This window comes from Microbacterium sp. W4I4, assembly GCF_030816235.1.
Classification (GTDB): domain Bacteria; phylum Actinomycetota; class Actinomycetes; order Actinomycetales; family Microbacteriaceae; genus Microbacterium.
In genome coordinates this window covers 1,677,370-1,701,904 of sequence record NZ_JAUSXT010000001.1, presented here as the reverse complement: position 1 = coordinate 1,701,904, position 24,535 = coordinate 1,677,370, and the positions used below count along the sequence as shown (strand labels likewise).

The window sequence follows — 24,535 nt, the reverse complement described above, 5'->3', positions numbered from 1 at the left end:
GCGAAGTCCGGACCCGACCTCGTCACGCCTCGACAGTGCCCCCGCTGTGGACGAGACGCACCTCGATGCCGTTCTGGCCCTGGATCGCAGGGTCCGTCGACGCGAGCGCGAGCGCTTCGTCCCAGTCCTGCGCTTCGAGGATGTAGACACCGGCGACGACCTGCGCCGCATCCACGAACGGGCCCTCGCTCACGCCGTCGGTGCGGACCGAACGGGCCATGTTCCGCGGGGTGAACGCGTAGGCGGCACGCATGGCGCCGGATGCCGTCATGGCGTCGGCGTGCCCATCGGGCACCGCGAGGTCCTCTTTCGTCGCATCCGGCTCGTGGGCGGAATCACCGGTGTAGATGAGAACGGCGAACTGGGGCATATGAGTCTCCTCGACGTGGGCTCGCGACGGTCCCGCCGCGAGCGGCGCGGACCTGGTGGGATGCTACGTGATTCCCGCCGGGCAGTACAGAAGCAGGGGCTGACAGCCGCGGCATCCGGGAGCACACTTGTGTCACATCAACCGTGAGGAGCTGCCATGTCGTACAAGGTCGGATACTTCGTCGGAAGCCTGTCGTCCACGTCGGTCAACAGAGTGCTGTCGAAAGCGCTGATCAACGTCGCCCCCGACGACCTCGAGTTCACCGAGATCCCGATGGGCGACCTGCCGCTGTACAGCCCGGACTACGACGCGGACTACCCCGAGGTCGCGCGGGCGCTGAAGGACGCGATCGACGCCAGCGACGCGGTGCTCTTCGTCACACCTGAGTACAACCGGTCGATCCCCGGTGCGCTGAAGAACGCGATCGACTGGGCCTCTAGGCCATGGGGTCAGAACTCGTTCCATCACGTCCCGACGGCGGTGATCGGCGCCTCGATCGGCGTCATCGGCACGGCCGTTGCCCAGCAGAACCTGCGCTCGGTCATGGCATTCTGCAACGCCCGTCAGATGACGGCCCCCGAGGCGTACATCCACTACACGTCGGAGGTGTTCCTCGACGACGGCACCATCACGAAGCCCGACACCGAGCAGTTCCTGCGCGGCTTCATGCAGGAGTTCCGGGATCACGTCGAGCGCGTGCTGACGGTGCTGCCCCGCTCATAAGGGGCGCCCTCGGGTACCCTCGTCACATGGCGAACGCGACGACGCAGACCACCAAGCGCGAGGCCTTCGGCTCGCGCAACGTCTTCATCCTCTCGGCGATCGGCTCCGCTGTCGGTCTCGGCAACATCTGGCGCTTCCCCTACGTCGCCTACGAGGGCGGCGGCGGGGCCTTCCTCATCCCGTACCTCTGCGCGCTGCTGACCGCCGGCATCCCGCTGCTGTTCTTCGACTACGCGATCGGCCACCGCTTCCGGGGCTCCGCGCCGCTCGCCTTCCGCCGCATGCACCGGGTGGCCGAGCCGCTGGGCTGGTGGCAGGTGCTCATCTGCGTCGTCATCGCAACCTATTACGCGGTGATCATCGCATGGGCGGCGATGTACACCTGGTTCTCGGCCCAGCTCACCTGGGGCGAGGGCAAGGAGGAGGACTTCTTCTTCAATGAATTCCTGCAGATGGGGAACGTCGCCAAGACCGGCGTCTCGACGCAGTTCGTACCCCAGGTCGGGCTGCCGCTGATCGGCGTCTGGCTGATCGTGATCATCATCATGGCGCTCGGCGTCAAGCGGGGCATCGGCCGGGCGAACACCGTGCTCATGCCGCTGCTGACCGTGATGTTCGCCGTGCTCGTCGTGCAGTCGCTGTTCCTTCCCGGAGCGGTCGACGGGCTGAACGCCTTCTTCACCCCGAACTGGAAGGCGCTCGCCGACCCGGCTGTCTGGGCCTCGGCATACGGACACATCTTCTTCTCGCTGTCGGTGGCGTTCGGCATCATGGTCACCTACTCCTCGTACCTCAAGCGCAAGACCGACCTGACCGGATCCGGCCTCGTGGTCGCGTTCGCGAATTCCGGCTTCGAGATCCTCGCCGGCATCGGCGTGTTCTCGGCGCTCGGCTTCATGGCGCAGGCGCAGGGGACGGATGTCGCGGGCGTCGCGACCGATGGCATCGGCCTGGCGTTCATCGCTTTCCCCACGATCGTCTCGCAGGCCACCGGCGGCTCGATCATCGGCGTGCTGTTCTTCGGTGCTCTGGTGTTCGCGGGGATCACCTCGCTCATCTCGGTGCTCGAGGTCGTCGTCGCGGCTCTGCAGGACAAGCTCGGCTGGGGGCGTGTGCGCACCACCCTGACCGTCTCGATCCCGGTCGCTCTCATCTCGATCGCGATGTTCTCCACGACCACCGCGCTCGCAGTCCTGGACACCACGGATGCCTTCATCAACGCCTTCGGCATCATGGCCGTGGCTCTCGTCGCGGTGATCGTCGTGGCCTGGCTGCTGCACAAGCTGCCGGTGCTGCGCGAGCACCTCAACCGCCGCTCCAGTTTCAGGATCGGGTGGTTCTGGATGCTGCTGGTCGGCGCCCTTGCGCCGGTCGTGCTCGGCTACCTGTTCGTCAATGCGGTGATCGCCAAGGTCACGACGCCGTACGAGGGCTACCCGGACTGGTTCCTGGCCATCTTCGGCTGGGGCATGGTGATCGCACTCGTCGTGCTGGCGATCCTGCTGTCGCTGCTGCCGTGGAGTCGCCGATCGCACGCCAAGGACGATCCGGAGTACGACGAGTTCCTCATCGAGGAGGACTACATGCCGGATGCCGAGACCGGAACCGTCAGAGTTCCGGGATACACCTCGAAGGGAGCACAGCCATGACCCTCGTCGCCATCATCATGATGGTCATCGCCATGGTCACCGTCTGGGGCGGTCTCATCGCGGGCATCATCAACCTGGCCCGGCATCCCGAGGCCGCCGAGACCGAGCCGAATCCGCCAGCCGAGCTCTAGCGGAGAAGCACGCTCAGCGCGCCGCCATCCAGTCCGCCACCCGCTGGATGGTCCGTTCGAACGCGGGCGCGTTCTCGTCGAGGGGACGATTGAGATGTCCGTGCGTGGTTCCGGGTTCGATGGACACGTCGATCGGCACCTCGGCATCCGCCAGGGTCGCCGCGAACGCCTCACCCGACACGCGCAGCTCGTCGGTGTCGTCGTTGACCATGATCGTCGCCGGGAAGCCCGACAGCTCGGCAGCGGTGGCGAGGCCGGGGATCGCGGAGATCGGCGCACCCTCGGGGTCGCGACCCAGATAGTTCTCGTACATCCCCCACACCACGGATGCGGGGAAGTGGTCGGCTGCCGGGTCGGCATCCAGCGCCGCACGCAACTCGGCATCCGGCGCCGGCTGGACAGCCAGCAACGTCGGGTAGGCGAGGAAGACACCGGCGGGAAGCGGAGCGGATGCCGTCGCAGGCTCGTGCCCCAGCATCCGCAGCACCGCGCCGGTCGCGAGGTTGGCGCCCGCGCTCGCGCCGCCGACGAACACGCCGGGCCGGGTCCGCGCCGAGCTCGGCGGCCTGCGCGATCAGCCAGCGCCAGGAAGTCAGTACGTCATCGGAGCCGGCAGGGAAGCGGTCGGCCCCGTCCACCACACGCCGGTAGTCGACGCTGGCGACGACGGCGCCGCACGCGGCGAAGGCGCACGAGACGGCATCCGCTTCGGGCATGTCCAGATCCCCATGCATGAAGCCGCCGCCATGCGCCCAGAGCAGGCCGACACCCTGCAGGGGCCCGGAGCCTGCGGGGTAGACGCGGACCATGCCATCGAGTGCGGGGTGCGGGAGGGTCATGGTTCCAGAATGGCATCCGTCTCAGCGAAATACTGGTGTGTGACCGGGCCGAATGGTTGACTGCCAACATGGTGATGGAGCGGACGACCCAGCTGGAGTCGACGCGCGTGGCCGAGATCCTGCGCGAGGACATCCTGTTCGGCAGACGTCTTCCCGGCTCGCGCCTGGTCGAACGGGACATCGCCGCCGAGTTGCAGGTGTCGCGCCTGCCCGTGCGTGAGGCGATCAGAGACCTCGTATCCGATGGGATCGTCATCGCCACTCCGCGCACCTGGGCGGTGGTGCGGACCTTCTCGGCGCAGGATCTGCAGGATTTCGCCCAGGTGCGTGAGGCGATGGAGACCCTGTCGTTCGAACTCGCCACGCAACGGGCCGGCGAGTCGGGTCTGCGGCTGCTCGAGTCGATCGTGGGCGAAGAGGATGCCGCGGCGGCGGCGGGTGATGTCACGGCGGCGCGCATGGCATCGACGAGGTTCCACATGACCGCCGTGCACCTGGCGCACAACGCCATGCTCTCCGAGCTCGCGGGGTCGCTGGTGACTCGCCTGCGGTGGCTGTTCGGTCCGCACGATGACCTGGCCGGGATGGCTGTCGCTCACCGTGAGATCCTCACGGCCATGCAGGCTGGCGACGTCCCCGCCATCCGTCGGCTGATCCCCGCGCACCTCGCGGAGGGGCGGATCGCTGCCGAGCAGCGACTGTTCGGCCGACATGATGAAATCGACTGACCCTCGCTGAGGGTCGGTGCCTGCCGGTACGCTCGACTCGGGAGGTCTACGTGGGACGCACAGGGGATGCCATCGCCGAAGGTGTGGCGATCGCCGCAGCGGCGGCCAGGCTGACCGTGCGGAACCAGATCCTCGTCGGCACGATCGCCGGCGGCGGCACGTTCGAGCTCGACCACTACATGGACGTCGCCCGCTCAGCGCTGCTGGCCATGGCCCGGGAATCCGACGACGCAGCCGAGAACCTCACCACACTGCGCAAGCGGGCCAAGGGCCGCCACTCCGACCCGCACGGCACGCACGACTACCGGGACCGCGACGTGCGCAACCTGCGTCGGCGCGCCAAGCAGTCCACCGGAGTCGCCGAGCGCCTGCGCAAGATGACCGAAGATCCCGAAGCGCTCGGCGCGCTCGTCGAAGAGGCGCGGTCCGCCGCCTGGGCCGATGTGCGCGGCAACCTCGATCGTCGGCTGCGCGTCGAGGGCATGCGTCCGGATCAGGACCCGGACTACGACCGGATGCGGGATGCGCGGATGCAGGCGCTCAAGCTCGTCGACCTGCAGGCGCTCTCCTCCGAGCAGCGCTCCCGCCGCAAGCGCGAGAAGGCTTCCGAGAAGGTCTCCGAGAAGGCTGCGGTGAAGAGCGAGCGAACCAGCCGACGGGAAGCGCGGCATGCCGGCAGCTCCTGAGGCCCCGGCGATTTCACATCTCGGATCACGGTGTTGTAGGCTGTTCCTTGGCCCGCTGAGGGCCATGCGCCACTAGCTCAATGGATAGAGCATCTGACTACGGATCAGAAGGTTAGGGGTTCGAGTCCCTTGTGGCGCACAGTGCATGAAACCCCCGTCGCGGAAGCGGCGGGGGTTTTCTCATTCCCGCCCGGCCATCCTCGCACGTCGAGGCTCCGTCTCCATCACACTGTGCAGCGCGGGATCGCGGTCGGCGAAGGCCGCGGCGGTCCTGACCAGCACATCGCGCATCGTGGCCACCGCGATCCCGGGTGAGACGTCCGATCGGTGCGCCAGGCTCACCGTGCGCGTGAGCGGGTTCGACAGCCGGGCCGAGCGCAGGGCAGGGCGATCGGTCAGCACCATGGCCGGGACCACTGCGACGCCGAGGCCGCGCTCCACGAAGCGCAGCACGGCATCCATCTCGGGGCCCTCGAGCACGGGGCTCGGAGCCAGACCCGCAGCGCGGAAGGCGGCATCCGTCGTCTCGCGCAGGTCGTAGCTGCGGTCCAGGGCGATCAGCGGCAGGCCGGCGAGGCGCTCCATCCCGACCGCGGCGCCCTCCTCCACCAGCGGGTTCGTCGCCGAGGTGACCACCACGAGCTCCTCCTCGAGCAGGGCGACGCGGCTGAGCGTCACGCCGTGCGGCGGACGGGCATCGGATGCCGTGATCAGCGCGATGTCGAGGTCGCCGACGGCAAGCTGATCGACGAGCATGCGCGAGCCGCCCTCCGTGAGGTGCAGATCCACACCCGGATGCGAGTCGTGGAACGTGCTGATCGCCTCGGCGACCAGACTCACGCACAGCGTCGGCGGTGCGCCCAGTCGCACACGTCCTCGGCGCAGCCCTGCGAGCTCGTCCATCTCGTCGCCGATGGCGGCGACCTCGGCGAGGATGCGCTGCGCGCGGGGGAGCAGCGCCTCTCCGGCGGGCGTCAGCGAGATGTGTCCGCGGGCGCGGCGAAGCAGGTGCGCCCCCAGCTCGCGCTCCAGGGTGGAGATCTGCCGGCTCAGCGACGGCTGCGCCACGTGCAGCGACTCGGCGGCGCGGGTGAAATGGCCCAGGCGCGCCACCTCGACGAAACCGCGGAGCTGTTCCAGATTCATACGCTCAGGCTATCGAAACCACTCGGATAATGCATTGGAGTTATAGCCGGGGTGTGCCTACCGTGAAGAGCATGAATGCTCGTGAACGACAGATATCCACCACCGTCCTGGTCATCGGAACGGGCGGCTCCGGGCTGCGAGCGGCCATCGAAGTGGCCGAGCACGGCATCGACGTCCTCGCCGTGGGCAAGCGTCCCCGTCAGGATGCGCACACCTCGCTCGCCGCCGGTGGCATCAACGCGGCGCTCGGCACCATGGATGCCGAGGACAGCTGGCAGCAGCACGCCGCCGACACCATCAAGGAGAGCTACCTGCTCGCCGATCCGCAGACCGTCGAGATCGTCACCAAGAGTGCCGAGCGCGGCATTCGCGACCTCGAACGCTGGGGCATGGGCTTCGCGCGGGAGGACGACGGCCGCATCTCGCAGCGCTTCTTCGGCGCGCACACCTTCCGCCGCACCGCCTTCGCCGGCGACTACACCGGTCTCGAGGTCCAGCGCACCCTCGTGCGCCGCGCCGAGGAGCTCGAGGTGCCCATCCTCGACGGCGTGTACATCACGCGCATCCTCGTGCGCGACAACGTCGTCTTCGGCGCCTACGGCTTCGACCAGAGCGACGGCACGCGGTATCTCATCCACGCCGACGCGGTGATCCTCGCCGCCGGAGGACACACCCGCATCTGGCGGCGCACCTCCTCGCGACGCGACGAGAACACCGGGGACTCCTTCCGCCTGGCCGTCGAGGCCGGTGCCCGCATCCGCGACCCCGAACTCGTGCAGTTCCACCCGTCAGGCATCATCGAGCCCGAGAACGCGGCCGGCACCCTCGTCTCCGAAGCAGCGCGCGGCGAGGGCGGCATCCTGCGCAACGCTCTGGGGGAACGGTTCATGCAGAAGTACGACCCCGAGCGCATGGAGCTGTCCACCCGCGACCGCGTCGCGCTCGCCGCGTACACCGAGATCAAGGAAGGACGCGGAACCGAGAACGGCGGCATCTGGCTGGACGTGTCGCATCTGCCGCGCGAGACGATCATGAACCGTCTTCCGCGCGTCTACCAGACGCTGCTCGAGCTGCAGATGCTCGACATCACCACGGACCCGATCGAGATCGCGCCGACCGCGCACTACTCGATGGGCGGCGTGTGGGTGCGTCCCGACGACCACGGCACCGACGTCGACGGCCTGTACGCCGTGGGTGAGGCCGCCAGTGGCCTGCACGGCGCGAACCGCCTCGGCGGCAACTCGCTCATCGAGCTGCTCGTCTACGGGCGCATCGTGGCGCAGGCCGCGATGGCGCACGCACATGGTCTGGAGTCGCAGCACCGCTCGGCGGAGGCCGTGGCTCAGGCGCGCGCCGAGGTCGACGATCTGCTCACCGCCGACGGGCACGAGAACGTGCGCGCCCTGCAGCGGGCGATCCGCAACACCATGACCGAGCACGCCGGCGTGGTCCGCGACGAGGAGGGCCTTCTCGAGGGGCTCCGCGAGCTGGACGCGATCGAGGAGCGGATGAAGGACGTCGGCATCCACCCCGACATCGCCGGGTTCCAGGACCTCGCACACGCATTCGATCTGCGGGCCTCGGCCATCGCCGCGCGGGCTACCCTCGAGGCGGCGAGGGAGCGCCGGGAGACCCGCGGATGCCACAACCGCAGCGACTTCCCCGACACCGACAGTGCACTGCAGGTGAACCTGGTATGGTCGCCGACCGCCGGCGTCACGCGGGAGCCGATCGGTGCCGTCCCCGAGGAGATCGCGGAGCTGATGCGTGAGGTCGACAGCACCGGCAAGCTCGTCGAATAGGGTGCAGGCTCCCCGCCCGGCACGGTCCGTGGCGGGGAGTTGCCCCGAGATACAGACCGAGCGGTCACCGAGCGCCGTAGGCTGGGGGTGTGACTGCGTACGTCTCGGCCTTCGATCTGTTCTCCATCGGAGTGGGTCCCTCGAGCTCCCATACCGTCGGCCCGATGCGCGCCGGGGTCGATTTCGCCGCGCGGTTGCAGGCCGAAGGCCTGCTCGGGCGGGTCAGCCGCGTCACCTGTGAGCTGTTCGGCTCGCTGGGGGCCACCGGCCTCGGACACGGCACCCCGGACGCCGTGCTCGCGGGTCTGCAGGGCCTGCTGCCCGAGACCTGCGATCCCGACGACGTGCGGGCGATCTGGCAGAACTGGCCCGAAGCATCAGATGGCGGGGGCTCGCAGCTGAACCTGGCAGGCCGGCATCCGATCGACTTCGCCAAGGAGGACATCGTCTTCACCCCGCGCACGCGCCTCCCCGGGCACCCCAACGCGATGACGCTGCGCGCGCTGGACACCGACGGCGCCCCGCTGCTGGAGCAGACCTACTACTCGATCGGCGGCGGATTCATCCGCCGAGACGGCGAGGAGGCCCGGATCACCGTGGCCGAGCAGCCCTACCCGTACGACACCGCCGCGCAGCTTCTCGAACTGTGCGACGAGAACGGTCTGTCGATCGCCGAGATCGCACGGCTGAACGAGACCGCCGTCCGCAGCGAGGTCGAGGTCGCGTCCGGCCTGGATGCGATCTGGGATGCCATGAGCACCTGCGTGGACGAGGGACTGCACTCCGGCGGCATCCTGCCCGGCATCCTCAAGGTCAAGCGCCGTGCCTCCGACATCCGTGCGCAGCTCGAGGCCGCCGAGGCCGACGGGCATCAGGCGCTGCCCGGTGAGTGGCTGGGCGCGTTCGCGCTCGCCGTCAACGAGGAGAACGCCGCGGGCGGCCGGGTCGTCACGGCTCCCACCAACGGCGCCGCCGGCATCCTGCCCGCCGTGGGCATGTACTGGTGGCGCTTCCTCGCCGACTCCGGTCTCGGCGTCGGCAATGCCGTCACCCCGCACGGAGAGCTCGTCGGCAGTGCTCTGCTGGGGTTCGGCGGAGAGCAGACGCCCGCCGTTGACGCCCTCGATGACGAGCAGACCGCCGAGGCGAACCGTCGCCGCGGCATCCGTCGCTTCCTGCTGACCGCCACCGCGCTCGGCTCGCTGTTCAAGGCCAACGCGTCGATCTCGGGGGCCGAGGGCGGATGCCAGGCCGAGGTCGGCTCCGCGTGCGCCATGGCTGCCGGCGGGCTGACCGCCGTGATGGGCGGCACGAACCGGCAGATCGAGAACGCCGCCGAGATCGCGATGGAGCACCACCTCGGTCTCACCTGCGATCCGATCGGCGGGCTCGTGCAGATCCCGTGCATCGAGCGGAATGCGATCGCGGCATCCACCGCCGTCACCGCCGCCCGCCTCGCCCTGCGCGGCGACGGCGAGCACTTCGTCTCACTGGATGCCGTCGTCGAGACGATGCGCCAGACCGGGCTGGACATGTCGACGAAGTACAAGGAGACCAGCGAGGGCGGCCTCGCGGTCAATGTCATCGAGTGCTGAGCCGCTTCGGGGGTGGAGTCGGGTCGTAGGCTGACCTCATGGTGACCAGGCGCGGCAGGGGGCGTCCCCCGGGGGAGTCCGACTCGCGCGCGCGGATCGCGGCCGCTGCGGTGCACGAGTTCGGCGAGCACGGCTACGAGGGCGCGACGGTGCGGGCGATCGCTGCGCGGGCGGGGGTGGATGCCGCGCTCGTGCACCACTACTTCGGCGCCAAGGCCGATCTCTTCGCCGAGGTCACCGACTTTCCGCTGCGACCAGACCTGGAGGTGCCCCGGATCCTGCGCGGGCCGCGGGATCAGGCGGGGGAGCACATCGTGCGCTTCGTGCTCGAGGCGTTCGAGCGGCCGGAGGTGCGCAAGCGCGGCGTGATCGTGCTGCGCACGGCGGTGAGCAGCAGACTGACGGCACCGCTGATGACGGGCTTCCTGTCGCGGGAGCTGCTGCCGCGCATCGCTGCGGAGCTGGACGGGCCGGATGCGTCCCTGCGCGCATCGCTGGTGGCCTCGCAGATCGCCGGCATGCTGATCACCCGGTACGTCGTGAAGCTGCCCGCGATGGCGGACGCCACGCCGGATGAGCTCGTGGCGCAGGTCGGACCGACGATCCAGCGGTACCTGTTCGGCTGACGGCCTCGGCTGGTGTCCCGTACTCGGCATCCGTTCCCGCCTCGGCATCCGTCTCCGTCCGACAGCAGCGCGCTCCTCGCTCCAGGTCGCATCGGATGCCGCCAAAACCGCGGGGAAGCGGCAACCATTGCGACCTGGACTCGCGGAACCGAGGGGATTGACCCGCGAGCCGACCGGGACCATAATTCAACGCATGATGAATAACGCGGATGCCGCAGGCACGGATGCGGTGGTGATCGATGGGCTGCAAGTGCGGCGCGGGCGTCATGACGTGTTCGACGGCCTGTCGCTGCGCATCCCGCGCGGTCAGGTCATCGGCCTGCTCGGGCCCTCCGGCTGCGGCAAGACGACGCTGATGCGCTCCATCGTCGGCGTGCAGCGCACGCACGGCGGCACGGTCGAGGTCCTCGGAGAGCCCGCCGGCTCCCGGGGTCTGCGCCGACGCGTCTCGTACGGCACGCAGGGGTCGGCCGTCTACACCGGCCTCACCGTTCGGGAGAACCTGCGCTACTTCGCATCCGTCCTCGGCGCTCCTCGTTCCGATGTCGACCGGGTTCTGACCCAGGTCGGCCTCGCCGCGCACGCGAACCAGTCCGTCGATGCTCTCAGCGGAGGGCAGCTCAACCGCGTCTCCCTCGGTGCCGCACTGCTCGGCGAACCCGAGCTGATCGTTCTCGACGAACCCACCGTGGGTCTCGATCCGGTGCTGCGCGCCGAGCTGTGGGGTCTGTTCCGTGAGATAGCCGATGACGGCACGACCATGCTCGTCTCCAGCCACGTGATGGACGAGGCGCTGCGCTGCGACCGGCTTCTGCTCATGCGCGACGGGCGCATCATCGCGGACACGACGCCGCAGCGGCTGCTCGCCGACACCGGGCAAACGGATGCCGAGGCCGCCTTCCTCGCGCTCATCGAACACGACACCGGCGTGCAGCACGAGACGCGCCGTTCTCGGAGGGAGGAGGAGCGATGAATCTCCACCGGTCCTTCGCCACAGCGGGGCGCGTGCTGCAGCAGCTGCGGCACGACCCGCGCTCCATCGCGCTGATGCTCATCGCCCCGAGCCTGCTGGTCGGCCTGTTCGCCTGGCTGTTCGCCGATCAGGACGGCGTCTTCGACCGCTTCGGCGGCGCGATCCTGGCGCTCTTCCCGTTCATCGTGATGTTCCTGATCACCTCGATCACCACCCTCCGCGAGCGCCGATCGGGCACGCTGGAGCGGTTGATGACCACCCCGCTCGGCAAAGCCGACTTCATCGTCGGCTACGCATTCGCGTTCGGTCTGATGGCGATTCTGCAGGCCGTGGTCACGGTGGCCTTCGCGGTCTATGTGTGCGGACTCACGGTCGACGGTCCGCTCTGGCAGCTGGGACTCGTCGCGGTGGTGGATGCCGTGCTCGGCACCGCGACCGGGCTGCTGGCCAGCGCGTTCGCGTCGACCGAGTTCCAGGCCGTGCAGTTCATGCCCGTTCTGGTCTTCCCGCAGATCATCCTGGGCGGTCTGTTCATGCCCCGTGACCAGATGCCCGACGTGCTCTACGCGATCTCCGACTGGCTGCCGCTGAGCCACGCGATCGACGCGATCCAGGCGGTCGCCGCGGGCGACGAGGGCTGGGATGTCGGAGCTCCGCTGCTGATCGTGGTGGCGTTCGCCGTCGGATTCCTCGTGCTCGCCCCGCTCACCCTGCGCCGCCGCACCCCGTAGGGCCGGGCTCGCAGGGCGCGAATGGTCGCATGCGGCGCGGAGACGCGGCGTGTTGTGACCTGCGAAGCCTCAGGACGGGCGCGCGCCGCGGTTCTTCGTATGGCGCGTAGGAGCTGCGGCCCAGGGATCCTCCGGCCACGGATGCTTCGGATACCGGCCGCGCATCTCGGCGCGCACCTGCGCGTACGGGCCCGACCAGAACGAGGCCAGGTCGTCGGTGACCGCCAGTGGCCGTCCGGCGGGGGAGAGGAGGTGGAACAGCACCGGCACGCGCCCGCTGACCAGGCGCGGTGTCTCCGCCCAGCCGAAGCACTCCTGCAGCTTCACGGCGACCACCGGCCGGGCGGTCGGCTCGTCCAGCGGCGGGTAGGCGATGCGGATGCGGCTGCCGGTGGGCACTTCGAGCCGCTCGGGCGCCAGTTCATCGAAGTCCACGGCGGCGGGCCAGGGCAGCAGTCGCCGCAGAGCGGGTGCGAGGTTCACTCGTCCTGCGGGTGTCCCGGATGCGAGGGCATCCACCTCCGGGGCGAGCCAGCTGTCGAGGTCGGCGAGCAGCGCGGCATCCGACACCGCCGGCCACGGTGCCCCCAGTTCGCGGTGCAGCAGCGCGAGGCGGCGGCGCAGCTCGACCGCGGCATCCGACCAGGTGAAGACATCCAGCCCCTGCGACCGCAGAGCCCGCTGCACCGCGCCGCGACCCTCCTCGGCCGTCGCACGCAGCGGCACCGACGACAGCACGATGGCGCCGAACCGCCGCTCCCGGCGGGCGGTGACCCGGCCGCCGACGAACTCGGCTTCCACGCGGTCGGTCAGCAGGTGGTCGGCTGCCTGCGCCGCCTGGCTCTCGGTGAGAGTTGCTGCCGCGCGGATGACCGCCCCCGATCCGGCCGCCGCGCGCCCGGATGCTCGGGCGACGTCGGCGACCGCCAGCCACTCGGCGCCCGCCAGCGAGCCGCGCACGGCGGCGCGGGTCCCGGATGCCAGCAGGAACGTCGCTCCGTCTGCCGTGCGGTCCATGCGCCGTGCGACCCGCTCGGGGAAGGCGAGCGCGATCACCAGCCCGACGTCGTCGATGCTCGGGCGCGTGCGGCCGCCGTCCGGGGCGAAGCGCAGCATCCGATCGACCTCGCGCGCCCAGCGGGCGGCATCCGGTCCACGCCGGTTCCGCAGGGATACGACGGCGGCGGTCACGTCGGCATCACCGATCCGCTGGTCGCCGCCGATCAGTGCGACGACCTCCGCGGCGAGCTGTGCGCCGACCAGCGGCGACCCGTCGAGCAGGGCGCGGGCGAGGCGCGGGTCGGTGGGGATGCGGGCGAGCGCGCGGCCCTCGGCGGTCGCCCGTCCGTCCTCGTCGATGGCGCCGAGACCGCGCAGAACCTGATGCGCATCGGCGATGCTGTCGGCGGGGAGCGGGTCGATCAGGCGGAGGCCTGTGCCGCCGGGAGTGCCCCAGCAGGCGAGCAGCAGCGCGGCATCCGTGAGGTCGGTCGTGGCGATCTCCGGAGCCGGCCGCGCCGGGGCGGCTGCGAAGGTGCGCTCGTCGACGCATCGGATGACGATGCCGGGGCCCTGGCGGGTGGCGCGGCCGGCGCGCTGGATGGCGGACGAGCGCGGTGTGCTCGTGGTGACGAGCCCGCTCATACCCCGCGCCGTATCGCGCTGCGGGTGACGGGAGAGGCAGCTGTCGATGACCAGGCGCACGCCCGGAACGGTCAGCGACGACTCCGCCAGGGAGGTGGTGACGATGATGCGGGGCGGATCATCCTCGCGGCGTCCGCGGATGACGGCATCCTGCTCTGCCGCCGGGATCTGCCCGTGCAGCTCCCGCACGTCGAACCCGCTCGCAGTGTCCCGGATGCGGCGGGCGATCTCGGAGACCTCTCGGGCACCGGGTGCGAAGACGAGCACGTCGGCCGCGGGATCGTCCCGGTTCAGATCTCGGGCAGCGGATGCCGTGACGCGGGCGACATGGTCGAGGAAGGCCCGCGTCACGCCACGCTCATCGAGTCGTGGCGCGGCACTCGGAGCCCAGCGCTCGGTCAGCGGGAACGCCGGAACCGTGTGGTCGACGATCGGGGCGGGGCCGGAGTCCGTCCCGATCACGGCGGCGAGGCGTTCGGCGTCCAGTGTGGCGGACATGGCGACCAGCACGAGGTCATCGCGCAGCTGGCGCACCTCACTCAGCAGGCCGATCAACAGGTCGGTCTCCAGTGCTCGCTCGTGCACCTCGTCGATGATGACCGCGCCCACCCCGTCGAGTCCCGGGTCGTTCAGCATCCGCCGCAGCAGCACGCCCGCGGTGACGAATTCGACGCGGGTCTGCGGCCCGACCGAGCGCTCGCCGCGAACGGTGAAGCCGACGCGGCTGCCGAGCGGCGTGCCGTCGAGGTGCGCGAGCCTGCGGGCGGCGGCGCGGGCGGCGACCCGGCGCGGTTGGGTGACGATCACGCGGCCGGAGGTGCGGGATGCCAGCAGCGGAGGAACCAGTGTGGTCTTTCCTGTTCCCGGTGGAGCGGAGACGATGGCGGAGGTGCTCGAATCGAGCGCGGCCGTGAGCTCGTCGAGGGCGGCGGCGAAGCTGAGACCGTCGCCGATCCGCGCCAGGTCGAACGCCGTTCGTGTCACGTCTCCAGTCTGCCGTGCCTGGGCGGCCGCTGCTGCTTTTGCGCGCCCTGGTAACCTTGGCTATCCTTGCGTAGACGAACGTCTACGGTCTTCAGGGGTGCATTCCGCAGGCGTCTTTTTGTGTGTATACAGCACCTCATGGGGGAGAGAATCTTGGGTACTTCATCACGTCCGCCCGCGGTCGCGGGCTGGAAGCGGAGCTTGACGGGTCTGGGGGTCACGGTGCTGGTCGCCGGAGCCGTCGGCGGGGGCGGGATGCAGGCAGCGGCCGCAGCCACATCCACCTTCAACCCTTTCGACATCAACGGCGGGTTCACCACTGTCGCGCAGGGCGACATCCATCTGAACAACGGCGAGATCGAGGGATCTGCCGCAGCGTTCGGCTCGATCTCCACCGGAAACCAGAATGGGTACCCCGTCCTGCACTCCGCCGCGGGTGAGGCCGAATACACGGTGCCGGCGATCGATGGCGCCCCGGTGAGGATCCTCGCGGCGAGCTTCACCGGTGCGGGGTCCTTCGACCTGTCGAACCGTGACGACTCCGGCACGATCGCATCGGACTCGCCCGAGGCGAACGCCGTGGTGAAACTGGTCGACATCGACGGCTTCACGGCCGCCGAGCGCGGCAACTTCCTGCGCGTCACGAACCCTGACGGCGGGAACATCGACCTGAAGAACGTCCCGTTCGCGGGCTCCGACATCGCCGACTACCGGACCGCAGAGTCCTCTGTCGCCGCGTACTTCCCGGATGTCGACGCACGCGTGGCGCAGACGGCGCAGTGCCTGGCGTCGATGTACGACCCGGCGTCCGGCCTGAGCAGCTCTGTCGTGGCGGACGACCAAGGCGGCATGGTGTTCCTCAGCGGATTCGCCACCGACCGCCCGAACGTGATCGATTACGCCGACCTTGCGGGCAGAACCATCAAGATGGACAGGGCGGACGGCTACGTTCCGACCGCTGATGCCCCGCTCGTGATCCGCGTCGAAGCGGGCACGACGAGCATCGGCGCGCTGAACTTCGAAGGGTGGTCGCCTCAGAAGGGCGCGCAGCAGTCGCTCGCCCGCTACATCATGCTCGACATGTCCGATGTGGCCGGTGACGTCACGATCGACGGTTTCGCGCTCGGTGCGATCTGGGCCCCGAAGGCGAGCCTGAACTTCAACTCGGGCGTCACGACCAACGGTCAGTGGTTCGCAGGCGGAGACATCACCACTGCCGGAGGTGGCGAGGTGCATCACCACACGTTCCTCGGGAAGCTCCCCTGCGAACAGCCCACGGACCCGACCGATCCCACGGCTCCGACCGATCCGACCGATCCCACGGATCCGACCGATCCCACGGACCCGACGGATCCGACTGATCCCACGGATCCGACTGATCCCACGGACCCGACCGATCCCACGGACCCGACGGACCCGACGGACCCGACGGATCCCACGGATCCGACTGATCCCACGGACCCGACCGATCCGACTGATCCCACGGACCCGACCGATCCCACGGACCCGACGGATCCGATCGACCCGACCGATCCGAGCACCGCGGATGACGGTCTCGCTCTGACCGGCGCAGATGTGAACTGGCCGCTGCTCGCCGGCGGGTCGATGCTCCTCGCGGTGGGTGGAGTCCTGCTGCTGGTGCGCCGCAAGTCACGCGCTTAGCGACCGGCGGATACCGGGCGTCCACGCGAGTCCTGGTATCGAGAACCCGAAGTTGGGGTGGGATCGTCTGCGGTCCCACCCCTTCGTCATGGCTGCGAGTGGCGCCTCAACGTCGAACGAGTGGGAAGCCCTTCGAGCGCATCCGCGCTGAATCCACCCCACACCTCATCGATCAGATCGTCTGCGTCTGCGACACCCGCGTACCGAAGGGTGACCCGCATGAATCGAAGACGTGGAGTCGAGCGCGGCGGAGCGTAGGCGCGCGCGCCGAAGATGGCCTCTCCGAGGTTGGTGACGAAGATGTATTCCGAGAGCTCCTCCAGGTCGGTGCCCGCAGGCAACTCCTCTGAGTCGAGAGCCACTTCGAGGAACCGGCGGAGCGCCAGCACCCATCCGTCGAGAACCTCGGCCACCTCGAATGCCGGCGATGCCCGGTCTGTGATGAGCACGGCGCCCGCTGCGATCTGAGGCTCCTGTGCGGCGCGGACTCCGACGGCGAGCAGGAACCGGATCATCGCACGGATTCCGCTGTGCGGATACAGCTCGAGGGCGCGTGAGCTCTCCTCGGCGATGACCTCGCGCAGGGTGTCGATGATTCCCCAGGCGATGTCCTTCTTGGCCGGGAACTTGCGACCGAGGGCGCCCTTCGTCAGGCCCAGCCGTGCTGCGATCGAGGCGAGCGAGGACGCGGCATATCCGGAATGGAGCAGTTCGCGCGCGGCGGCATCGAGCAGTTCTGCCTTGGACCGCGAAGACTCCAATGGTGCCTCCTGAAACGACGCATGCGGAGGCATACAAACTATCACCGGAGAGGCCTGCGATGCGGATGCGAGGGCGCGCGGGATGCGAAAAGGAGCCGCCCCGAACACGGGGCGGCTCCTTTCGCGGATCAGCTCACTCGGCGGCGGGCGCCGGGGGAGCCGGGGGAGCGGGAGGCGTCGACGGACGCTTCGCGGCCTTGGGCTTGGATGCAGCGGATGCTGCATCCGTCGCCTGCGCGACGCCGGTGCCGATGCCGCGACCGACGGCCTGGCCCTGGATGATTCCGGCGAGGTCGAGGCCGGTGGCGGCGCTCACGCTGTCGAACACGGAACGCAGCGCGATCGCGTTGTCGCTGCCGACGACGCTGGAGGCGCCGTCCTCGCCGGAGCCGCCGATGATCGACACGTTGCCGATCGCGGCGTAACCCTTGGAGAACTCGGCCATGATCGACGGGAGCGTCTCGAGCACGCGCTGCGAGAGGAATGCTTCCTGGTTGGAGGCGATGGCCTTGGCCTCTGCCTCGACGGCGGCGGCGCGGGCTTCACCCTCGGCGCGGATGGCGTCGGCCTCGGCGTTGGCGCGCAGACGGCGGGCCTGAGCTTCGGCGTCTGCCTGTGCGCGCAGTGCGTTGGCCTCACCGGTGGCCTTCGCCTCGGCGGCGGCCGCTTCACCTGCGGCACGGGCCTTGTCAGCCTCGGCCTGCTGCTCGGCGATGCGGGTGCGGGCTTCGGCCTGCTTGACCTGCTCGATCGCGGCCGCTTCGGCCGCCTTCTCGCGGGTGAAGAGCTCTGCCTGGGCACGGGTCTCAGCCTCGTACCGCTGCGCGTCGGCGACGCGCTTGACGTCGGCATCCAGCTGCGCCTGACGGTTCTCGGCGTTCTGCTGCAGAACGGCCTGCTCGGCCTGGGCGCGGGCGAGGTGCTCGGCCTGCTCGGCCTCAGCGCGCGCGCGGCCGATGCCGGCGTTGGCGTTGGCCGTGTTGGTGTCGAGCGCGGTCTGCTCGACCAGGTTCGCCTCGTTGTTGGCGATGTTCTTCTGGTTGATCGCGCGATCGGCGTTGGTCTGCGAGATCTCGGCGGACTGACGCTTCGCCTGGATCTCCGGGGCGCCGAGCGACTGGATGTAGCCGACCTTGTCGGTGATGCCCTTGATCTGGAACGAGTCCAGGATGAGACCCTGCTCGGCCAGATCCTGCGAGACGTCGGCGGCGATCTGATCCGAGAACTTCTTGCGATCGCGCATGAGCTCGACGACGGAGAGCGTCGCGACGATGCCGCGCAGGGCGCCCTCGAGCTGCTCGGTGGTGAACTGCTCGATCGCGGAGTCCTGCGAGGCGAAGCGCTCGGCGGCGCGGCGCACGTAGAGCGGATCGGAGCCGATCTTCACGATGGCGACGCCGTCGACGTTCAGGGTGACGCTGTCGAGCGACTGCGCCTCGGCGTTGAGCGACACCTGACGCGAGCGCAGCGAGATGATCTCGTGGCGCTGCGTGATCGGATTCACCAGGGACTTGCCGTTGACGATCACCGTCACGGGCGATTCGGCCATCTCGGAGCTGGTGCTGCCGTCGGCGTTGATGATCGCCCGCTGCACCTTCTGCTTGCGCCCGGAGATCACCAGGGCCTCGTCGGCACGCGCGACCTTGATCCAGCTGCGTGCGAACAGCAGCAGGATCAGTCCGATGATGATGACGGCGACGACAGCGATGCCGATGATGATCAGGATGCCGATTGCTCCGGCGATCTCCATAGTGAACCTTTCCCCTCAGAAAGTGTGGTTCCGTCCACCTTGCCAGAGATGGGCATCGCGGCGGGAGTCGCCGGATGGGTTCTTCTGCCCGTCAGACTGCCCGGAGTCGCGACTCAGTTGCCGCGCAGCTTGTTCGTCAGCGCGAGCAGGGTGGCGAGTTCGCCGTCATCGAGTGACGACATCAGCTGCGCGATGGTGCGGCCGTGCGATGCGGCGAGAGTGCGGAAGGCTCGCGCCCCGGCATCCGTGGCGGTCACGATCGCGCCGCGGCGGTCGTCGGGGTCGGACGCCTTGGTGAGGAGGCCGCGCGACACCATGCGATCGATCAGGCGCGAGACGCTGGGCTGACTGATCAGCGAGTTCGCGGTGATGGCGCGCAGGCGGGCGGATGTGGTGCGCCCGCGCACCACGGTGAGCAGTACGTCGTACTCGGCCTGGGTGATCTCGGCGCCGTCGAAGTCGGAGGCCATCCGGCCGAAGAGTTCGTGCTGCGCGCGGAACATAGCCTCCCAGGCCTGCAGGGCGAGCTGGCGGTCGGTCATGCACTCAGCGTACTGGCGTGCGCCGACATGCGTCGTCCACGCAGTAAGGGCCGGTCGGAGAGGCTTCCGACCGGCCCTTTGTCCCTTGCACCAAGAGTGTCCTGCAATCACATGCGGTGTATGCCACAGCAAACATTCACCGTGCGATGAGTGTATAACGGCGCGGTAACGAATGTAAAGGTTTGATCACGGAAATCGTGACGGACATCTGTGGTTTCTCGAGTGCCCGTGCGGTCGCTTACTAAGCTGGCGCGATGGCCGCCGCTTCCGAAGAGATCACTTCTTCCTTGGTTCGCTTTCTCGTATCGGAGCAGTTTCCTCAGTGGTCGGAGTTGCCGGTCCGCCCGGTGGAGGTTCAGGGGTGGGACAACCGCACCTTCCGGCTGGGCGACCGGATGACTGTCCGCCTCCCGAGCGCTGACGGCTACGTCGCCGGCCTGGTCCGGGAGGAGCAATCCCTCGCGATCCTCGGATCGAGCTTTGGCGTCGCGATCCCCCGGGTAGTGGCGACAGGGGTCCCCTCGGCGGCATTCAACCGACCTTGGTCCGTTCGCGAGTGGATCGAGGGGCACACTCTGGCCGCGGTTGAGACGCGCGAGCGGAACAGCGCCATCAGCAGTTTGGGTGATGCCCTGAAGGCGTTGCAGGACTGCGACACGGTCGGAGGCCCGTGGGCGGGAAGCGCATCTGCTTACCGCGGCTGCCACGTCAGTGCGGTCGGCGAGGAGGTGCAGGGCCGGCTCCCGCTGCTGGACAGACGTCGCGCTGAGGGATGTCGGGCGCTCTGGGATGCGGCCGTGGCCACGGTGTGGACCGGGCCGCCGGTGTGGGTTCATGGCGATGTCGCGCCGGGCAACATGTTGTTCGACAGCAGCGGCCGATTGGCGGCGCTCATCGACTTCGGCCAGACGTGCGTCGGGGACCCCGCCTGCGACCTCGCCTTCGCATGGTTGAGTTGCAGTTCTCCCGAACGTGATCGACTGCGCGACCGGCTGGAGCTGCCGGGGGATGCATGGTTGCGAGGAGCCGCCTGGGCGCTGTGGAAGGCCCTCATCAGTTCCTCCGAAGAGGTGCTTGCCAAATACGGGCGCTCACGTGATGCCGTGCTGAGCGACGTGGCCGACCTGACGACGGCATGAGAACGACGCTCTTCCCGCGCCCCGGCTGCAGTCGTCCCCGCCCCGCCGTGATGCACGGGGCGAGCGTCGCCGCTTCGGCAGGACGACATGGCCCCCGCTCTGCAGCCGTTCGGCGAGTGCCGCACAGGGCTCGACATCGCGCTGCGTGCCGAAGGCGAGGATGAGCGCCCGTATCGACTCAGCCGATCACGTCGCGGCGGCGCAGCGCCCACCCGCTTCCCGCGATGAGCACGAGACTCAGCGCCCAGAGCGCGACGGCGCCGCTCGGGCTGAGTCCCTCCACGAGGGGAGGCTGATGGAAGGCCCAGGAGTAGGGGGAGATCGTCCGCAGCCATTCCGCCGCCTCGACCTGGTTCGCGATCGCGTTGAAGGCGTACCCGGCGATAGCGATGCCTGCGCCGGCAGCGATTCCCCAGGAACGGCGACCGAAGAGCGCACCCACGAAGAGCGCGCTGCTCCCCGCGAGCACGGTGAGTCCGACGAAGACGACGGTGGCGTCGACGATGCGGATCGGTTCGATGTCGAGTTGAGCGGAATCGTTGAGCAGGGCGACCACAGCGCCCGCGAACACACCGAGCCAGACGAGCCGGACCAGGATGGCGGCGGCGGACTCCAGCGCGTATCCCACACGGCCCACACCGTGAGCCAGGTCCAGCTCGAGACGCCCGGATTCCTCGGCTCCGGCGATGGCGCCCGCGCCCCAGGCCGTGGCGGCGATGGTCAGCAGGAGGAATCCGATGAGACCGTAGAAGGTGCCCTGCGCGTATCCGGCACCGGTGCCGATCTGGTCATAGCCGAGCGCTCCCACCAACTCGGGAGGCAGGCTGTCGATGATCTGCTGCATCTGCCCGTTGCCGCCGATGCTGGGGAAGAGCGGCAGATACATGAACAGCACCGCGGCGACGCCGATGGTCCAGCCCAGCGTTCCGCGCCAGCTCTCGCGGAGCGCACGCCGGAAGATTGGAAGCGCATCACGCATCGCGCTCACCCGCCTCTGGACGGGAGGACTCGCCGTAGAGCCTCAGCACGGATTCCTCCAGGTCGGGCTCCTCGATCGCGAGGTCGATGACCCGGTGCCGCGCGAGCACCTTCACCAGAGGGTCGATGTCGCCCTCGACGGTGGCGCTCACCCGGACAGTGTCCGTCTCGCCGCGTACGTCCAGCTCCGAGATGTGTGGCAGCGCACCGAGCTGTTCACGGATCACTGTCTCGTTCGTCGCGGCGAGACCTACCCGCACCCGCCGGATCGCACCGAGCCTGAGGGATGCCACATCACCCTCAGCGACCACCTTCCCCTGGCTGAGGACGGCGACGGCATCAGCCGTCTGTTGGATCTCGCTGAGCACATGCGAGCTGAGCAGCACGGTCTGGCCGCGGTCTCTGGCGTCGGTGATGAGGTGGAGGAACTCTCGCTGGACCAGCGGATCGAGCCCGCTGGTGGGCTCGTCCAGAACGAGCAGCGGCGGTTCGTGCATGAAGGCCTGGACGATGCCGAGCTTCTGCTTGTTGCCCTTCGAGAGCGCGTGCACCGGGCGGCTCAGATCGAGGTCGAGGCGGTCGGCGAGGCCGCGGATCGTTCCAGGTCCCACTGGCCCGGAAAGCTCCCCGTAGAAGTCGAGCATGCGCTGTCCGGTCACCCGGCCATCGAGCCGGAGTTCGCCGGGGATGAAGCCGATGCGTCGTCGAAGCGCGGGACCGCCCTGGCGCGGGTCCTCGCCCAGGACCCGGATGGCGCCTGCCGTGGGACGGATGATGTCGAGGATCATGCGCAGCGTGGTGGTCTTCCCAGCGCCGTTGGGGCCGATGAGCCCGAAGACGGTGCCGGTCTCGATGCGCAGGTCGAGGGAGTCGACGGCCGTGCGTCGACCGTACTGCTTGCGAAGACGGGTCAGTTCGATGGCAGGGTTCATGTCCCTGCTCCTTTCGGAAGGGTGACGAGGAATCAGGTTCGGGGGTCGCGTCAGCGCGGCGGATCCGGGTCCTGGTTCGGGTCGTTCACTCCTTTGTCCGAACGAGGGCCGCTGCGCCGGGACAGTGCCTCTTTCGCGGCGACAAGCAATCGGTCGTCGGCATAGAGCCCGTGCGTGTACAGCTCCAGCACGGGGATCGTCGAGCGTTCCAGCAACGACGTCGTCAGCGTGCTCTCTCCGAAGGCGCGCGCGAGGTGGCGGCGCAGGATGACGGGACCGAGGCCGTAGAGCGTCATGTACACGGCTGTGGCTTCGAGGTCGGTCTGCTCGCGCATCGTGCCCGCGGCGACCTGTTCGCGCAGCATCTCTCGAGTGCCGGCGAGGAACGAGTCGAAGAGCCGGTCGGATGCGGCGGAGTCGTCGACGAGCATCCCTGCGAGATAGTCCAGGGCCACGTTGCGCCCCTCCAGCGAGTCCAGCGCCTCCCGCATCAGGCGTGACGCGTCGGCGCCGGTCATCCCGTCGCGCTCGGAGAGGAACTCGCTCACGACGTGGGTGTCGCACGCTTCCCGCAACCCGTCCTTGCTGCCGAAGTGGTGCAGGATGAGCGCCGGACTCACCGTGGCGTCCTGTGCGATCTGTCGCAGACTTGTGGCGGCGAATCCTTGCTGGCCGAACCGCGCGATCGCCGCGTCGCGAATGCGCGCCCTGGTCGTGAGATCTTCGGATGCTGAACGCATAGTCAGCATGTTAAACGCTTGTTCAGCCGGAGGCAAGAGTCCTTTTCAGGTCCCGTCGTCAGAGCGCGCGAGCCGTCGGTAGCGGCGGTTGCGGGCCCCGAGGAGCACGGACGCTCCGCCGGCCGCGATGACGGATGCGATCAGGATGGCGACCTTGGCGTGGTCGTGATGCTCACTCGTGACGGCGAAACTGAGCTCGGCCACCAGAAGCGAGACCGTGAACCCGATGCCGGCGAGGAGGCCGACGCCGATCATGTCGATCCATCTCAGCGACGGGTCGAGGTTGATGCGTCGGAGTCTGGTGATGATCCAGGTCGCCGCAGTGATGCCGAGCGGCTTCCCGATGACGAGAGCGATGACGATCCCGACGACGACCGGGTCTGCGAACGCCGACGCGAAACCTTCCCCACCGCCGAGCGCCACGCCCGCGGAGAAGAACGCGAACACCGGCACTGCGAAGCCAGTCGACAGCGGGCGGAACCGGTGCTCGAAGACCTCGGCGAGCCCGGGAGCGGCATCGGTCCCGTGACCGGACCGCTTGTGGAGCACCGGGATCGTGAAGCCGAGCAGCACACCGGCGATCGTGGCGTGGATGCCCGACGCGTGGACGAGCGCCCACGCGCCCACGCCGATGGGCAGCAGGATCAGCCAGGCGGCCGTCGGACGCAGGTGGAAGAAGTCCCGGTACCGCTGCGCGATCATGCCGTACACCGCGATCGCGAGGAACGCGAGCACCAGGGGAAGGAGCTTGATCGTCTCGGTGTAGAACACCGCGATGATGCCGATCGCGATGAGGTCATCGACGACCGCCAGGGTGAGCAGGAAGATCCGCAGCGCGCTGGGGAGATGCGATCCGATGAGCGCGAGCACGGCGACCGCGAACGCGATGTCGGTCGCGGTAGGGATCGCCCACCCGTGAGATTCCTCGGCGGATCCGGCCACCACGGCGAGGTAGATCACGGCGGGCACGATCACGCCGCCGACGGCAGCGACGATCGGGACCACGGCGGTGCTGAACTTGCGCAGGTCCCCGGCGACGAACTCCCGCTTGAGCTCGAGGCCGACGAGGAAGAAGAAGATGGCGAGCAGACCGTCTGCGGCCCAGGCGCCGAGACTCAGGCGCAGATGCCAGGGCTCGTACCCGATCTCGAAGTCACGCAGCGCGAAGTACGCCTCTGCCCAGGGCGAGTTCGCCCACAGCAACGCGATCGCCGCGAGTGCGACGAGGAGGATTCCGCCGACGGTCTCCTTGCGCAGGATCTCGCCGATGCGGCGTGACTCGATGCGGGAGGCGGAGGGGAAGACGGCGCGGACTCTGGTGAGTCGCGAGAAGGACTTGTCCATGAGGGAGCTTTCGGGTCGACGAGCGGGCATTCGTCGACCAGGCTTCCCGACACTCCACGG

At 68.8% G+C, this 24,535-nt stretch carries 23 protein-coding genes, 1 tRNA gene and 1 pseudogene; 13 read left to right on the top strand and 12 right to left on the bottom strand.

The annotated features are described in order from the left end of the window. Positions 1-22 precede the first annotated feature (22 nt). Complete coding sequence (locus QF046_RS08185; protein ID WP_307368255.1) at positions 23-370, bottom strand: YciI family protein; 348 nt, start codon at positions 368-370, stop codon at positions 23-25. Positions 371-526: 156 nt separating this feature from the next. Between QF046_RS08185 and QF046_RS08180 the strand changes: the two genes are divergently transcribed. Genes QF046_RS08180 through QF046_RS08170 form a run of 3 tightly spaced genes read left to right on the top strand, consistent with a single transcriptional unit; the run spans position 527 to position 2,873 of the window. Next, positions 527-1,093 (top strand): NADPH-dependent FMN reductase, encoded by a 567-nt coding sequence (locus QF046_RS08180; protein WP_307368252.1) that lies wholly within the window; start codon positions 527-529, stop codon positions 1,091-1,093. Between the two features lie 26 nt (positions 1,094-1,119). Then, positions 1,120-2,742, top strand: coding sequence for a sodium-dependent transporter (locus tag QF046_RS08175; RefSeq protein ID WP_307368249.1), 1,623 nt, complete (start codon positions 1,120-1,122; stop codon positions 2,740-2,742). Next, positions 2,739-2,873 (top strand): methionine/alanine import family NSS transporter small subunit, encoded by a 135-nt coding sequence (locus QF046_RS08170; protein ID WP_307368246.1) that lies wholly within the window; start codon positions 2,739-2,741, stop codon positions 2,871-2,873. The genes QF046_RS08175 and QF046_RS08170 overlap by 4 nt, the downstream gene beginning before the upstream one ends. A 13-nt stretch (positions 2,874-2,886) precedes the next feature. Here the strand turns inward: QF046_RS08170 and QF046_RS08165 are convergent, their stop codons facing one another. Together QF046_RS08165 and QF046_RS18275 are read right to left on the bottom strand one after the other, a co-directional pair. Next, positions 2,887-3,408 carry an alpha/beta hydrolase gene (locus QF046_RS08165; protein WP_307368243.1) on the bottom strand — a complete coding sequence of 174 codons (522 nt, stop codon included), beginning with the start codon at positions 3,406-3,408 and terminating at the stop codon, positions 2,887-2,889. Positions 3,409-3,469: 61 nt separating this feature from the next. Then, a pseudogene (locus tag QF046_RS18275) lies at positions 3,470-3,589 on the bottom strand (hypothetical protein); the annotation flags it as partial. Between the two features lie 191 nt (positions 3,590-3,780). On the opposite strand from QF046_RS18275, the gene QF046_RS08160 reads away from it, so the two are divergent. The 3 genes from QF046_RS08160 (at position 3,781) to QF046_RS08150 (ending at position 5,265) form a co-directional block, all read left to right on the top strand. Continuing rightward, a complete protein-coding gene (locus QF046_RS08160; RefSeq protein ID WP_307368239.1) occupies positions 3,781-4,440 on the top strand; it encodes a GntR family transcriptional regulator in 660 nt (219 codons plus the stop codon). A gap of 50 nt (positions 4,441-4,490) precedes the next feature. Then, on the top strand, positions 4,491-5,126 hold the full coding sequence (locus tag QF046_RS08155; RefSeq protein WP_307368237.1) for an asparagine synthase: 636 nt from the start codon (positions 4,491-4,493) through the stop codon (positions 5,124-5,126). A gap of 66 nt (positions 5,127-5,192) precedes the next feature. Continuing rightward, positions 5,193-5,265 (top strand) — tRNA-Arg (locus QF046_RS08150). A gap of 41 nt (positions 5,266-5,306) precedes the next feature. On the opposite strand, the gene QF046_RS08145 is transcribed toward QF046_RS08150, so the two are convergent. After that, the gene (locus tag QF046_RS08145; protein ID WP_307368234.1) at positions 5,307-6,272 is read right to left on the bottom strand and encodes a LysR family transcriptional regulator; all 966 of its coding nucleotides are present in this window, start codon (positions 6,270-6,272) and stop codon (positions 5,307-5,309) included. 71 nt (positions 6,273-6,343) lie between these two features. On the opposite strand from QF046_RS08145, the gene QF046_RS08140 reads away from it, so the two are divergent. The 5 genes from QF046_RS08140 to QF046_RS08120 all read left to right on the top strand — a co-directional run bounded on the left by QF046_RS08140 (position 6,344) and on the right by QF046_RS08120 (position 11,999). After that, a complete protein-coding gene (locus tag QF046_RS08140; protein ID WP_307368229.1) occupies positions 6,344-8,074 on the top strand; it encodes an L-aspartate oxidase in 1,731 nt (576 codons plus the stop codon). A gap of 89 nt (positions 8,075-8,163) precedes the next feature. Beyond that, positions 8,164-9,669, top strand: a complete 1,506-nt coding sequence (locus QF046_RS08135; RefSeq protein WP_307368226.1) for an L-serine ammonia-lyase, iron-sulfur-dependent, subunit alpha — start codon at positions 8,164-8,166, stop codon at positions 9,667-9,669. A gap of 38 nt (positions 9,670-9,707) precedes the next feature. Then, entirely contained in the window at positions 9,708-10,295 is a 588-nt protein-coding gene (locus tag QF046_RS08130; protein ID WP_307368224.1) for a TetR family transcriptional regulator, read from the top strand. 193 nt (positions 10,296-10,488) lie between these two features. Continuing rightward, positions 10,489-11,268: an ABC transporter ATP-binding protein gene (locus QF046_RS08125; protein ID WP_307368220.1), complete on the top strand. Its 780-nt coding sequence runs from the start codon at positions 10,489-10,491 to the stop codon at positions 11,266-11,268. Beyond that, on the top strand, positions 11,265-11,999 hold the full coding sequence (locus QF046_RS08120) for an ABC transporter permease (protein WP_307368218.1): 735 nt from the start codon (positions 11,265-11,267) through the stop codon (positions 11,997-11,999). Before QF046_RS08125 ends, QF046_RS08120 begins: the two co-directional genes overlap by 4 nt. Before the next feature lie 69 nt (positions 12,000-12,068). Here the strand turns inward: QF046_RS08120 and hrpB are convergent, their stop codons facing one another. Then, positions 12,069-14,627: an ATP-dependent helicase HrpB gene (gene hrpB / locus QF046_RS08115; RefSeq protein ID WP_307368215.1), complete on the bottom strand. Its 2,559-nt coding sequence runs from the start codon at positions 14,625-14,627 to the stop codon at positions 12,069-12,071. A 201-nt stretch (positions 14,628-14,828) separates the two neighbouring features. On the opposite strand from hrpB, the gene QF046_RS08110 reads away from it, so the two are divergent. Next, positions 14,829-16,289 carry a collagen-binding domain-containing protein gene (locus QF046_RS08110; RefSeq protein ID WP_307368212.1) on the top strand — a complete coding sequence of 487 codons (1,461 nt, stop codon included), beginning with the start codon at positions 14,829-14,831 and terminating at the stop codon, positions 16,287-16,289. An 86-nt stretch (positions 16,290-16,375) separates the two neighbouring features. Here the strand turns inward: QF046_RS08110 and QF046_RS08105 are convergent, their stop codons facing one another. The 3 genes from QF046_RS08105 to QF046_RS08095 form a co-directional block, all read right to left on the bottom strand. Continuing rightward, a complete protein-coding gene (locus tag QF046_RS08105) occupies positions 16,376-17,050 on the bottom strand; it encodes a TetR/AcrR family transcriptional regulator (RefSeq protein WP_307368208.1) in 675 nt (224 codons plus the stop codon). 133 nt (positions 17,051-17,183) lie between these two features. Then, positions 17,184-18,800 carry an SPFH domain-containing protein gene (locus QF046_RS08100; RefSeq protein ID WP_307368205.1) on the bottom strand — a complete coding sequence of 539 codons (1,617 nt, stop codon included), beginning with the start codon at positions 18,798-18,800 and terminating at the stop codon, positions 17,184-17,186. A 113-nt stretch (positions 18,801-18,913) separates the two neighbouring features. After that, positions 18,914-19,342 carry a MarR family winged helix-turn-helix transcriptional regulator gene (locus QF046_RS08095; RefSeq protein ID WP_307368202.1) on the bottom strand — a complete coding sequence of 143 codons (429 nt, stop codon included), beginning with the start codon at positions 19,340-19,342 and terminating at the stop codon, positions 18,914-18,916. A 254-nt stretch (positions 19,343-19,596) separates the two neighbouring features. Between QF046_RS08095 and QF046_RS08090 the strand changes: the two genes are divergently transcribed. After that, positions 19,597-20,481: an aminoglycoside phosphotransferase family protein gene (locus QF046_RS08090; protein WP_307368199.1), complete on the top strand. Its 885-nt coding sequence runs from the start codon at positions 19,597-19,599 to the stop codon at positions 20,479-20,481. A 178-nt stretch (positions 20,482-20,659) separates the two neighbouring features. Here the strand turns inward: QF046_RS08090 and QF046_RS08085 are convergent, their stop codons facing one another. The 4 genes from QF046_RS08085 to nhaA are packed head-to-tail and all read right to left on the bottom strand — an operon-like array spanning position 20,660 to position 24,475. Then, a complete protein-coding gene (locus QF046_RS08085; protein ID WP_307372785.1) occupies positions 20,660-21,460 on the bottom strand; it encodes an ABC transporter permease subunit in 801 nt (266 codons plus the stop codon). Continuing rightward, positions 21,453-22,391: an ABC transporter ATP-binding protein gene (locus QF046_RS08080; RefSeq protein ID WP_307368195.1), complete on the bottom strand. Its 939-nt coding sequence runs from the start codon at positions 22,389-22,391 to the stop codon at positions 21,453-21,455. The genes QF046_RS08085 and QF046_RS08080 overlap by 8 nt, the downstream gene beginning before the upstream one ends. A 50-nt stretch (positions 22,392-22,441) precedes the next feature. After that, the gene (locus QF046_RS08075) at positions 22,442-23,131 is read right to left on the bottom strand and encodes a TetR family transcriptional regulator (protein ID WP_307368192.1); all 690 of its coding nucleotides are present in this window, start codon (positions 23,129-23,131) and stop codon (positions 22,442-22,444) included. Between the two features lie 45 nt (positions 23,132-23,176). Beyond that, a complete protein-coding gene (gene nhaA / locus QF046_RS08070) occupies positions 23,177-24,475 on the bottom strand; it encodes a Na+/H+ antiporter NhaA (protein WP_307368189.1) in 1,299 nt (432 codons plus the stop codon). Positions 24,476-24,535 lie beyond the last annotated feature (60 nt).